The organism is Rhodococcus sp. 05-2254-6 (genome assembly GCF_002258565.1).
GTDB lineage: Bacteria > Actinomycetota > Actinomycetes > Mycobacteriales > Mycobacteriaceae > Rhodococcoides.
The window spans coordinates 18,458-30,785 of record NZ_NOZF01000136.1; the positions used below are offsets into that span (position 1 = coordinate 18,458).

Consider the following 12,328-nt stretch of genomic DNA (forward strand, 5'->3'; position numbering starts at 1 on the left):
ATCGAGACAGTGAGGAGGTGGCATCGTGGCCACCCGGACATCGACGGACCCGAGCCCCCGTTCCTCCTCCCCCAAGGACCTCGCATGTCTCCACTCGACGACTACGGCCTCGATCAGCACTGGCTGACCGAATTCGAAAAGCTCTCCCAGAAAACAACTCTCGCCCGCGTCGTTCGCGTCGACCGAGGTGAATTCGACGCCGTCACCGACAGCGGCATCGTCCGCTGCACCGGCACCGGTATCTGCACCGGAGATTGGGTGACACTGGACTCGTTCAGGCTCGCCGCTACCCTCCCTCGCCGCACGGCCATCGAACGCGCCTCCGCCGGATCCACCTCCGACACACAGGTTCTCGGAGCCAACGTCGACACCGTCGTCGTCACGGTGGCGTCGGACACCGCCCTCGACCTCGGTCGCGTCGAGCGCTACATCACCCTCGCCTGGGGCAGCGGCGCCGTTCCCGTGGTCGCGATCACCAAGACCGACAGCGGTAGCGTCGCAAAGGAGTTGGTGCTGGCCGCCGCGCCGGGTGTGGAGGTGTGCAGCACCAGCGCGGTCGTCGGTAGCGGAATCGACTCACTGACAGCACATCTGCGCGGCACGGTGGCTTTGATCGGGCCGTCGGGATCCGGAAAGTCGACGCTCGGCAACGCTCTGTTGGGTGGTTCGGTTCTGGAAACCGGTGCCACCCGGTCGGCCGACGGCAAAGGCAGGCATACGACGGTGCGTCGAGAATTGGTGCCGATCCCGTCCTCTGCCCTGGTGCTGCTGGACACCCCGGGCTTGCGTTCGGTGGGCGTGCAAGGATCGGAAGACGCTGTGGCGAGCGCCTTCTCCGACGTCGACGAACTCGCCGCACTGTGCCGGTTCGGTGACTGCGCGCACGAACACGAACCCGGCTGTGCGGTGCTTGCCGCCGTCGACGCGGGTGAGCTCACCGAACGACGACTGGGCAACTACCGAAAACTGTTGCGGGAGAATGCCTGGTCGATGTCGAGGCAGGACGCCCGTGCTCGCAGCGAGAAGCTGCGGGAATACAAGCAGATCTCGAAGTCGCTGCGCATCAAGTACGCCGTCGACGGCAGAAAGCGGTAGGTCAGCTCTCGTCGAACAGTGAGGGACTGTCGGTCTCCGCCTCGGCCTGCCGGGCCGAACTCTCACTGTTCGACGCCTTCCGCACCACCTCGACCGTGGTGGTACGTACCGACAACCGATGACCGTCGTGATGCTCGAGCAACGCCAGACCCTGACGGATCTCGAGCACCTTCCACGGGCCTGCATGCCCGGACGCCTGAACCAGGTCGCCTGGTGCGATCTCGGAAGCCACTGTTGTTCTCCATTCACCGAGCAAGCAATTCGGAGTCGAGCAAGTCTGTGACACACACCCTATCGGGCGCGCCCTGCCCGCATCTCACTTGCTCGTCGAACAATTTAGGAGTACTCATGTAATAGTTATAGAAGTACAAGCATTATCGCGGAGGTGAACGTGGCCGAGTTGACTCGACGACACCGGTATCTCGTGCTCGGCATCTGCTGCTTGAGTCTGTTTCTCGTCAGCACCGACAACACGATCGTCAACGTCGCACTGCCGTCGATGCGCGCAGATCTGAACGCGTCGGTATCGGGTCTGCAGTGGATCATCGACGCATACACGCTGGTCGTGGCATCACTGCTGATGCTCGGCGGCTCCATGGCCGACAAGTACGGCCGCAAGCGCTTCTTTCTGATCGGCACCGGAACGTTCGTCCTCGGCTCCCTGCTGTGCAGCATTGCACCGTCGCTGGGCTGGCTCATCGCCTTCCGCATGCTGCAGGCTGTCGGCGGCTCGATGATGAATCCTGTCGCGATGTCGATCATCACCAACACCTTCACCGATCCGAAAGAACGTGCGGGGGCCATCGGAATGTGGGGTGCCGTCGTCGGAATCTCGATGTCGGCGGGCCCGGCGCTGGGCGGCATCCTCGTCACCGGTGCGGGCTGGCAATCCATCTTCTGGATCAACATCCCCGTCGGGCTTTTCGCTCTGGCGATGACATTGAAATTCGTGCCGGAATCCAAAGCCGAGCACTCACGCAAGTTCGATCCGGCCGGCCAGTTCCTCATCTTCGCGTTCCTCGTGTCCCTGGTGTTCACCATCATCGAAGGTCCCGCGAAGGGGTGGGGATCGCCGCTGATCGTGTTCACCGGTGCCGTCGCCGTCGGCTCTCTCGTCGGGCTGCTGGTGGTCGAGTCGCGAATCGAGGAACCGCTCATCCAACTGAAGTTCTTCCGGAGCGCGCCGTTCAGCGGAGCGACGGTGATCGCGATGTGCGCGTTCGCTTCTCTCGGCGGATTCCTGTTCCTCAACACCCTCTACCTGCAGGACGTGCGCGGGTACTCACCACTGCACGCCGGTCTGTACACGCTGCCGATGGCGTTGATGACGCTGATCTTCGCGCCGATCTCCGGTCGCATCGTCGGCACCCTCGGAGCGCGTATCCCGCTGCTCATCGCCGGAATCGGCTTCGTGGCCTCGGCGCTGATGCTCACCCGACTGACTCCGACGACGTCGTTCGCGTGGCTTGCGGTGGCGTACGTGATTTTCGGAATATCCTTCGGCATGGTCAACGCCCCGATCACCAACACCGCGGTGTCCGGAATGCCGCGCAGTCAGGCCGGAGTGGCATCCGCCATCGCGTCGACGAGCAGGCAGGTGGGTCAATCACTCGGCGTGGCCGTCGTCGGATCCATCGTCACGGCGAGCATCGTCGGCGAGATCTCCGACGGCTTCACCGCCGCAGCAGTTCCGGCGTGGTTCGTCATCGCGGGTGCGGGCGTGGTCGTCACCGTGCTCGCCGTGGTCACCACCGGCAGGTGGGCCCGCTCGACCGCCGATCGAATCGACCAACCGGTGCTCGTATGACCGACTCGGAGGCAGCCCTCGTCTGGCGCGAGATGCGCGCGCTGATGCTCGAGAAGCACGACACCCGCCGAGCCGTCGCCGACGCCACCGGGATGAGCTTCCTCCGAGCCAAGCTGCTCACCAAGTTGCTCACGGGCGATCGGACGGTGACCGAGTTGGCCGAGATTCTTGCGTCCGATGCGCCGTACATATCCCTCAACGTTCGCGAGCTCGAGAAACGCGACTTGGTGATGCGCACCGAGGATCCCGACGATCGCCGACGCCGCATCATCGGACTCACCGATGCCGGACGCCGGCTCGCCGCGAAGGCCCGAGCGATCGCCGACGCCCCGCCGCCGGAATTCACGACGGTATCCGCCGAAGACCTGGCGCATCTACGACGGATTCTGCAGCTGCCCTGATTGCTGGGCTTCCCGCTTCAGCGGCGGATGGCGTCGAGTGGTGTGCCGATCTCGACGAGCGCGCGCACGGTCGCCGCTTCCATTCCCGGCGAGCCACAGACCAGAATCTGGCGATCCGGGAACGGCCCCTGCGTGGCGACGACGTCGGCCACACTGCCCTCCCAACAATGCTCGGGCTCGAAAAACTTTGCGCTGGAACCGATCTCGGCATGAATGCGGTCGTTCCATCGATCCGACGCCCACGGCTCGTGCAGTTGGTCGACGACAGGTACCACCGTCAACCACCGCAACTCCGCCGCCATCAACCACAGCATGTCGCCGGCATACAGATCACGTGGCGACTTGCCGCCGACGAACAGCGTCACGTTCGGCGGCTGTGGGCGGCGAGTGAGGTCGAGCAGAATCGCGCGCAACGGAGCGAGGCCGGTGCCGCCCGCGATCATCACGACGCCGCGCCCCGAATCGTCGACATGCAGACTGCCCCGCGGATCGCTGATCTGCCACACATGACCGGGCCGCGTCTCGTTGACGATCGAACCGCTCACCCAACCGGCCGGAACGGCTCGAACATGGAATTCCAGCTTCCCGTCTCGCGAAGGCGGCAGCGCCGGTGAGTATCGCCGCGTCAGAGCAGCGTTCTGGGGAACCGTGACCGACACCGACTGGCCTGCCTGAAACGGCACAGCATCGCCTTCGAGTCTGATCACCGCAAGATCGTTCCGAAGGCGATGATACTGAACAACCGTCGAACTCCACGCCTGCATGTGAACCAGGATAGGGGCCGACGCGAAATACCTCGCACACACGCGCGGGGGTCGATGCCGTCGCCCCGGTCGAGGCCTGTCGCCCGGTCCAGGCCTGTCGCCCGGTCCAGGCCGCAAAAGCGCGCGCGTTTGCCGAACGCGCGCGGAATAGCCACCGATCGCTGGCGAATCCGCGCGCACCTGACGAACGCGCACGCGTTTGCGAGGAGCTGCGCCGCTGAGACCCGCCACCCGACTCCAGTGCACGGCTGACTCCGGCGGCGCAGCCCGGCACCAGGTTCGCCGCCAACGCCCACGGTCTAAGCCCGACGCCCCCGGCCGAGGCCGCAAAAGCGCGCGCGTTTGCCGAACGCGCGCGAAATAGCGACCGATCGCCGGCGAATCCGCGCGCACCTGACGAACGCGCGCGTGTGCGAGGACGTGTGCAGCAGAGACCCGGGCTCAACAACCGCGGACCGACCCGACCTCAGATGCCCAATCGCCGCCAGGGTCGCCGCCGACGACGCCCCCCGGTCGACGCCGCAAAAGCGCGCGCGTTTGCCGAATGCGCGGGAAATAGTGACCGATCGCCGGCGAATCCGCGCGCACCTGACGAACGCGCGCGCGTTTGCCAACAGTGAAGGGCGAAGGTTGGGGTGAACAGTGAAGGGCGAACCCCCGAATTCAGCGCTGGTGGCGCGGTTTCCAGACCACCAGGGCGTTGCGTTGAATCGGCACCAGGTCGCGGCGATAGCTGGCGTGCACGTTGGCCAGATCCTGAGCCAGTTCGGAGACCCGGGCCTGCAGTGCCTCGACCTGATTGGTCAGTTCGATGATTCGCTTGATGCCGGCGAGGTTGACGCCCTCGTCCTGTGAGAGTCGCTGCACTTCACGAAGCAGAGCGACGTCACGCGGTGAGTAGCGTCGACCGCCGCCGGTGGTGCGATGCGGGGTGACGAGCCCGAGCCGGTCGTAGGTACGCAGCGTCTGCGCGTGCATACCTGCCAACTGTGCTGCGACGGAGATCACGAAGACCTGGGCGTCGGGATCAGCTTGCCCGCCACCAGCTTTCGTGGATCCGCCCTCGGGAGGGACCGACATCACACACCTGCCCACCCGGCCCGCGGGTCGAATCCGCTGGCCTTCTCGGCTTCCAGATAGTTCTTCAGAGCGTCGGTAGCAGCATCGTCGAGTTTCTGCGGGACGGCAACTTTGACGGTCACCATCAGGTCGCCGGTGCCGGACTTCTTCGGGATACCGCGTCCACGCACACGTAGCACTCGGCCGTCGACGGTGCCCGGTGGCACCTTCACTCCGACTCGCCCTTCGAGGGTGGGCACCGACAGCGTGGTGCCGAGCACCAGTTCTCCGTAGCTCACCGGAACGGTCACCGTCAGGTCGTCGCCTGTTCGGCCGAACACCTTGTCGGGCTTGACCCGAACGGTGACGAACAGGTCGCCGGACGGTGCTCCGCGCAAGCCGGCTTCGCCCTGACCGGCGAGCCGGACCTTCTGGCCGTCGCTGATGCCGGCCGGGACGCGCACGGTGATGGTGCGGGTGCGGTTCTGCACTCCGGTGCCGCGGCAGTCGACGCACGGGTCGTCGATGATGGATCCGGTACCGCGGCAGTCGTCGCACGGCTCACTGAAGCCGAACGCGCCTTGGTTTCTGTTGACGACACCCTGGCCGTTGCATTTGGGGCACACCCGCGGGCTGGTTCCGGGCTTCGCACCGCTGCCGTGGCAGGTGGTGCACGAGGACGGGCTGGTCAATCGCAGGGGGACCGTGACGCCCTGTGCCGCTTCACGGAACTGCAGCGAGGTCTCGGTTTCGACGTCACTACCGCGTCGGGGTCGATTGTTCTGCGGACGCTGCTGCGCGCCGCGGTTGAACAGGCCACCGAACAGGTCACCGATTCCGCCGTCGCCGCCGCCCTGGCCGAAGATGTCGCCGACATCGAAGGTCTGTCCACCGCCGCCGAATCCGCCTGCGCCGGGCGAGAATCCACCTCCGCCACGGTTACCGAAACCACCGGAGGCGAACAGCTTTCGTGCTTCGTCGTATTCCTTGCGCTTGGCCGGGTCGGCGAGGACGGCGTGCGCCTCACTGACCGCCTTGAACTTGTTCTCGGCCGAGGCGTTACCGGGGTTGGCGTCGGGATGGTTGTCCCGGGCCAACTTTCGGTACGCCTTCTTGATCTCTTCTGCAGTCGCGCTGGAGGAAACGCCCAGCTCCTTGTAGAAGTCCTTCTCGATCCACTCCCGCTGGCTCACCGGGCGTTTCCTCCTCTCGCGCTATTTCTCTACTGCTCGTCGGACGCGGGTGCATCCGATTCTTGTGTTGCACTGTCCACGACGCCGACCATCGCGGTCCGCAGGACGCGCTCACCGAGCTTGTAGCCCGGACGCATCAGCGTTCCGACGACCGGACTGCTGCCGTCGCCCTCATGGGAGACGGCCTCGTGGATGGCCGGGTCGAAGGCGTCGCCCTCGGCTCCGAAAGTGGTCAGGCCGATGTTCGAGAACACCCCTGCCAACTTGTCTGCCACTGCCTTGAGCGGTCCGGTTTCGAGGTCGCCGTGCTGGCGGGCTCGCTCGAGGTCGTCCAGAACCGGAAGAAGCTGCGAGACGACGGACGCCTTCGCGTTCTCCGCTCCGGTCTGCTTCTCACGATCGGTGCGACGCCGGTAGTTGGCGTACTCCGCGGAGACGCGCTGCAGATCTGCGGTGAGCTCTGCAACCTGCGTGTCACGCGGGTCTTCCACTACGTCGCCGTCGACGGTCCCTTCGTCCACCGAGTCGGGCTGGGGCGCAGCCCCGGTGCCCACCAGGGGCTCCGGAACTGCGTCACCTTCCCGTACTTCACCGGTCTCGGGATCGATCTTTCGCTTGTCCACGAAAGTGACCGGTTCCTGCTCGGTGTTCTCCGACGTCACTTCTTGTCCGTGTCGTCGGCGGGCTCGTCGACAACCTCTGCGTCGACGACACCGTCGTCAGCGGCCTGCGCGCCACCCTCTGCGCCGCCCTGCTCCTTGGCCTGAGCCTCGTAGATGGCGGTGCCGAGAGCCTGCGACTCGGTCGAGAGCTTCTCCACGGCGGTCTTGACTGCCGAGATGTCGCTGCCCGCGAGAGCCGTCTTGGCGTCGGCGATGGCGGTTTCGACGCGTCCCTTGAGCTCGGCGTCGACCTTGTCCTCGTTGTCCTTGACGAACTTCTCCGTCTGGTGGACGAGGGACTCGGCCTGGTTGCGGACCTCGGCCTCTTCGCGACGAGCCTTGTCCTCGTCTGCGTGAGCTTCCGCGTCGGCGACCATGCGGTCGATCTCTTCCTTGGACAGACCGGAGCCGTCCTGGATCTTGATCGTGTTCTCCTTGCCGGTGCCCTTGTCCTTGGCCGTGACGTGCACGATGCCGTTGGCGTCGATGTCGAAGGTGACCTCGATCTGCGGGACGCCGCGAGGAGCCGGGGGCAGCTCGGTCAGCTCGAAGGAGCCGAGAAGCTTGTTGTGCGAGGCGATCTCGCGCTCACCCTGGAAGACCTGGATCTGCACCGAGGGCTGATTGTCGTCAGCGGTGGTGAAGGTCTCGGAGCGCTTCGTCGGAATGGTGGTGTTGCGCTCGATGAGCTTGGTCATCACGCCACCCTTGGTCTCGATGCCGAGGGACAGCGGCGTGACGTCGAGGAGCAGAACGTCCTTGACCTCACCCTTGAGGACACCGGCCTGCAGTGCAGCACCGACGGCCACGACCTCGTCCGGGTTGACGCCCTTGTTGGGCTCGCGTCCACCGGAGAGCTCCTTGACCAGCTCGGAGACGGCGGGCATACGCGTCGAACCACCGACGAGCACGACGTGGTCGATGTCCTTGACGGCGATGCCGGAGTCCTTGACCACTGCCTGGAACGGCGCACGGGTGCGGTCGAGCAGGTCGGAGGTGATCTTCTGGAACTCCGAGCGGCTGAGCTGCTCGTCGAGGAACAGCGGGTTCTTGTCGCCGTCGACCGTGATGTACGGGAGGTTGATCGAGGTGCTCTGCCCGGAGGACAGTTCGATCTTCGCCTTCTCGGCCGCCTCACGCAGACGCTGCAGCGCCATCTTGTCCTTGGTCAGATCGATGCCGTTCTGAGCCTTGAACTTGTCGACGAGCCAGGTCACGATGCGTTCGTCCCAGTCGTCGCCACCGAGGTGGTTGTCGCCGGACGTCGCGCGGACCTCGACGACGCCGTCGCCGATTTCCAGCAGCGAGACGTCGAACGTGCCGCCACCGAGGTCGAACACGAGAATGGTCTGCTCGCTGTCGCCCTTGTCCAGGCCGTATGCGAGAGCTGCCGCGGTGGGCTCGTTGACGATGCGCAGGACGTTGAGGCCGGCGATCTGGCCGGCTTCCTTCGTGGCCTGGCGCTGTGCGTCCTCGAAGTACGCGGGAACGGTGATGACCGCGTCGGTGATTTCCTCGCCCAGGTAGGCCTCGGCGTCGCGCTTGAGCTTCTGCAGCGTGCGCGCGGAGATCTCCTGCGGGGTGTACTTCTTGCCGTCGATCTCCACGGTCCAGTCCGTGCCGACGTGGCGCTTCACGGAGCGAATCGTGCGGTCGACGTTGGTGACCGCCTGGTTCTTCGCGGGCTGGCCGACCAGCACTTCACCGTTCTTGGCGAAAGCGACGATCGACGGGGTGGTGCGTGATCCCTCGGAGTTGGCGACGACAACCGGTTCGCCGCCCTCGAGGACGGACACGACCGAGTTGGTGGTCCCGAGGTCGATACCGACCGCACGAGCCATAATGTTTCCTCCTGTTAGTGCTGGGGTTCAGTCCCTGGGTGAGCGAACTCCGCTCAAGTTTGCACAACGCGTCTTGTCGCGTCAACTTCCAACTTGAGCCTCATCCACTCAAGGCTGCTGACCTGCACAACGGAGGGTGTGGCGACTTTGTTCCCGTGGGAGCGGCTGCGCCGCATGTGAGCGAAAACTCGACCCCTGCTACGAGGTTTCGTGCACGTGGGGCGAAGCCCCTCCACAGCAGTACGCCGCGACGATCACGAGGATCGTCGCGGCGCAGCGGGGAGAAAGTCAGTGCGGGCTACTCGCCTGCATCTTCAGCGGGCGGGGCGGGGATGCAGCTGTGGGTGAGCAGTCCACCGGTGATGTTGTCGAGGAAGTTCGCATCGAGTGCGCTGGCGAAGGCTGCGGCACCGGCGGGGCGGGCCATCCATTCACGATCGACCGACGGCACGGTGTACGTGGCGGCTTCGCCTGCCTCGATGGTCGTCTCGGTGTTCTGGCCCTGCACGCCCGGCAGTGCGCCGTAGTTGACGTTGACGTTCGACGCGTCGTCCGCACCGACGTTGTCCACCTTGACCTGGAGTGCGACGACGCCGCCCTCGGGTGCGTCCTCGACCGTGATGTCGCAGACGGCGGCCATGGTCACCACCAGGTCGGGGCTTTCGAGAACCACCGAGCCGAGCGGGCCGACGGGTTCGGGGGCAGGTTCGGCCGATGCGGCCGGTGCGAGGGCAACCGCACCGATGGCGGCGGCCAGAGCGGCCGTCGAGGCCAGGATCGATGTGCGGGCAAGACGTCGCATGAACAACTCCTGTAGCTGAAGGGGATGTGACTCATGAGTCTGATGTGACAGATGGGTCAGTTGGTACTCAACTCACTATGTCCTATCGGAATCAGACATTCCACACCAGGCGGTCTCGATTCGATGACGTTCGCATATCGAAGGAAAACGCCCCTGAAAAATCACATCGATGTAGTTCGGAGTAGGTTTCACCGGTCGGTGAGCCAGGTTTCACCGGTCGCCGATCAGGGGAACCACAACCCTGCGGATCGGCCGCGCCCTACGTAGGGTTGAGGAAAAGCGAGGCTACGGAGGCACATGGATCCCGAAGTGCAGCACGAACCGAGCGAGATCACCTATGACGAGAAGTTCTATCCGGCTCGGCCGAAACCACTTCGACCTTCGGTGCGTCGCGCCAACAGGAGCAGCAACCCCACACCCGACAGCGAACCGGTGGCCTCGAATCCCGAGTACGTGGACTGGCTCACCGAACAGTCGATGCTGCGCGACGCCAAGCTCATCGCCGAGCAGCTGTCGGGCAAGGGCAGCATGTGGCAGAACCCGTATGCCGACCCCGATCCTCGCGCCGCCGTCGAGCGCGCACCGGTGTGGTTCACCGCGTATCCCATCTCGGTGATCAACGCCCCGCAGACGAGCTTCCTGAGCACACTCGGTGACGAGAAGCTGTGGCAGGCCTTTTCCGAAATCGGTGTCACCGCAGTGCATACCGGCCCGGTGAAGGTGGCCGGCGGCATCCACGGTTGGCGTCCGACTCCCTCGGTCGACGGCCACTTCGACCGCATCGGCATGCAGATCGACCCCGCGTTTGGATCGGAAGAGGAGTTCCGACGCCTCTGCGTGGTGGCGTCGGCGTACGACGGCATCGTGATCGACGACATCGTGCCCGGACACACCGGTAAAGGTGCGGACTTCCGGCTCGCCGAGATGGCCGTGGCCGACTACCCCGGCATCTACCACATGGTCGAGATCGAACCGCAGGACTGGCATCTGTTGCCACGAGTGCGGGCCGGAGCCGATTCGCAGAACATCGACGCCGAGGCCGAGGCCAATCTCGCCCGTGCCGGATACATCATCGGCCAGCTGCAGCGCGTGATCTTCTACGAGCTCGGTGTGAAGGAAACCAACTGGAGCGCAACACCTCCCGTCGTCGGCATCGACGGCGTCGAGCGTCGCTGGGTGTACCTGCACTACTTCAAGGCCGGTCAGCCGTCGATCAACTGGCTCGATCCCTCCTTCGCCGGCATGCGACTGGTGATCGGCGACGCGTGCCACTCCATCGCCGATCTGGGTGCGGGCGCATTGCGGTTGGACGCCAACGGTTTTCTCGGTGTCGAGCGTCGAGCCGAAGGGCCGGGCTGGTCCGAGGGCCACCCGCTGTCCGAGGCGGCGAACCACCTGATCGCCAGCGTGGTGCGCAAGATGGGCGGGTTCACCTTCCAGGAGTTGAACCTGACGATCGACGACATCAAGGCCATGGGTGAAAACGGTGCCGACCTGTCGTACGACTTCATCAATCGCCCGGCCTATCAGCACGCGCTCGTCATGGGAAACACCGAGTTTCTCAGGCTCACCATGACTCTGGCGCGCGATCACGGCGTCGACACGGCATCTCTGGTGCACGCGTTGCAGAACCACGACGAGATGACGTTCGAGCTCATCCACTTCGCCACCCTGCACGCCGAGGACGAGTTCACCTACGGCGGCGAGGCGGTCAAGGGCAGCGATCTGGGCGACCGGATCCGCGGTGAGCTGACCGATCGACTCACCGGGCGCTGGGCACCGTACAACCGGACGTTCACCACCAACGGAATCGCCTGCACCACAGCAAGTGTGATCACCGCATCGCTCGGGATCCGCGATTTGGACCGGATGGACGAGCGAGACATCGAGACGGTCAAGCGGGCCCATCTGCTGCTCGCGATGTACAACGCGTTGCAACCGGGCGTGTTCGCACTGTCCGGCTGGGATCTTCTGGGCATCCTGCCGATCGATGCCGAGGAGGTCGACGACCTCATCCGCGAAGGCGACACCCGCTGGATCAACCGCGGCGCACACGATCTGATGGGGTACTTCCCCGAGGCCGTGCGCTCCGAATCCGGCATCCCCCGCGGGCGCAGCCTGTACGGTTCGCTCCCGGAGCAGCTGGCGGATCCACAGTCGTTCGCCCGCCAGTTGGCGCGAATCATCGAGTTGCGCAAGAAGTTCGGTATCGCCACCGCCCAGCAGATCGACATCCCGACCGTCTCGCACAAGGGTCTACTGGTGATGGTGCACGAACTCGGGCAGGGAACCATCCAGGCGACGGTGCTCAACTTCTCGTCCGAGGAGATCAGCGCGACCATCCAGTCGAAGCACCTGGTGCCCGGCACCACGGCCGTCGACGTATCGGACGACAACGAGATCGCCACGGTGGACGAACTGAACAGTTTCCCGATGACGCTGCGCCCGTACGAGGGTGTGCCGGTGGTGCTGCGCTGAGACCGCAGGGCTCCCCACCGACGGATAGACTCCTGCCGTGGCCGAAGAACAGAACGACCCGACATCGCGGAGGCCCATGCCTCCCCGTCCGCAACCACCGCGGCGCGATGTTGCCGTCGAACCGTTGCGGCCACGGCAGGAGCCATCTCGGCCGGCCCTACCCAAGGTCGCGAGCGCGCTGTGGACTCTGACAGCGGCACTGATTCTCGCGTTGGCCGCCGTCATC

11 protein-coding genes and 1 pseudogene are annotated in these 12,328 nt (G+C 65.0%); 5 read left to right on the forward strand and 7 right to left on the reverse strand.

The annotated features are described in order from the left end of the window. Positions 1 to 84: 84 nt before the first annotated feature. Entirely contained in the window at positions 85 to 1,095 is a 1,011-nt protein-coding gene (gene rsgA, locus CH256_RS17060; protein ID WP_094670100.1) for a ribosome small subunit-dependent GTPase A, read from the forward strand. A 1-nt stretch (position 1,096) separates the two neighbouring features. Here rsgA and CH256_RS17065 read toward each other — a convergent pair whose 3' ends face one another. Next, a complete protein-coding gene (locus CH256_RS17065; protein WP_094670101.1) occupies positions 1,097 to 1,327 on the reverse strand; it encodes a hypothetical protein in 231 nt (76 codons plus the stop codon). A 159-nt stretch (positions 1,328 to 1,486) separates the two neighbouring features. Here CH256_RS17065 and CH256_RS17070 point away from each other — a divergent pair, with 159 nt between their 5' ends. Together CH256_RS17070 and CH256_RS17075 are read left to right on the forward strand one after the other, a co-directional pair. After that, positions 1,487 to 2,902, forward strand: a complete 1,416-nt coding sequence (locus CH256_RS17070) for an MFS transporter (protein ID WP_094670106.1) — start codon at positions 1,487 to 1,489, stop codon at positions 2,900 to 2,902. Then, the gene (locus tag CH256_RS17075; protein WP_068055912.1) at positions 2,899 to 3,303 is read left to right on the forward strand and encodes a MarR family winged helix-turn-helix transcriptional regulator; all 405 of its coding nucleotides are present in this window, start codon (positions 2,899 to 2,901) and stop codon (positions 3,301 to 3,303) included. Before CH256_RS17070 ends, CH256_RS17075 begins: the two co-directional genes overlap by 4 nt. Positions 3,304 to 3,320: 17 nt before the next feature. Here the strand turns inward: CH256_RS17075 and CH256_RS17080 are convergent, their stop codons facing one another. From CH256_RS17080 to CH256_RS17105, 6 genes are all read right to left on the reverse strand, one after another. Further along, the gene (locus CH256_RS17080) at positions 3,321 to 4,067 is read right to left on the reverse strand and encodes an FAD-binding oxidoreductase (RefSeq protein ID WP_094670102.1); all 747 of its coding nucleotides are present in this window, start codon (positions 4,065 to 4,067) and stop codon (positions 3,321 to 3,323) included. A gap of 663 nt (positions 4,068 to 4,730) precedes the next feature. Further along, positions 4,731 to 5,147: a heat shock protein transcriptional repressor HspR gene (locus CH256_RS17085; protein WP_068055906.1), complete on the reverse strand. Its 417-nt coding sequence runs from the start codon at positions 5,145 to 5,147 to the stop codon at positions 4,731 to 4,733. Beyond that, a complete protein-coding gene (gene dnaJ, locus CH256_RS17090; protein WP_068055903.1) occupies positions 5,147 to 6,319 on the reverse strand; it encodes a molecular chaperone DnaJ in 1,173 nt (390 codons plus the stop codon). Before dnaJ ends, CH256_RS17085 begins: the two co-directional genes overlap by 1 nt. 29 nt (positions 6,320 to 6,348) lie before the next feature. Further along, on the reverse strand, positions 6,349 to 6,981 hold the full coding sequence (grpE, locus tag CH256_RS17095; RefSeq protein ID WP_068055901.1) for a nucleotide exchange factor GrpE: 633 nt from the start codon (positions 6,979 to 6,981) through the stop codon (positions 6,349 to 6,351). Next, complete coding sequence (dnaK, locus tag CH256_RS17100) at positions 6,978 to 8,822, reverse strand: molecular chaperone DnaK (RefSeq protein WP_032376212.1); 1,845 nt, start codon at positions 8,820 to 8,822, stop codon at positions 6,978 to 6,980. The genes grpE and dnaK overlap by 4 nt, the downstream gene beginning before the upstream one ends. 298 nt (positions 8,823 to 9,120) lie before the next feature. Next, positions 9,121 to 9,624, reverse strand: coding sequence for a Pro-kumamolisin, activation domain family protein (locus CH256_RS17105; protein WP_068055898.1), 504 nt, complete (start codon positions 9,622 to 9,624; stop codon positions 9,121 to 9,123). Positions 9,625 to 9,921: 297 nt separating this feature from the next. Here CH256_RS17105 and treS point away from each other — a divergent pair, with 297 nt between their 5' ends. Together treS and CH256_RS27725 are read left to right on the forward strand one after the other, a co-directional pair. After that, positions 9,922 to 12,102: a maltose alpha-D-glucosyltransferase gene (gene treS, locus CH256_RS17110; RefSeq protein WP_094670103.1), complete on the forward strand. Its 2,181-nt coding sequence runs from the start codon at positions 9,922 to 9,924 to the stop codon at positions 12,100 to 12,102. Between the two features lie 37 nt (positions 12,103 to 12,139). Beyond that, a pseudogene (locus CH256_RS27725) lies at positions 12,140 to 12,328 on the forward strand (hypothetical protein); the annotation flags it as partial.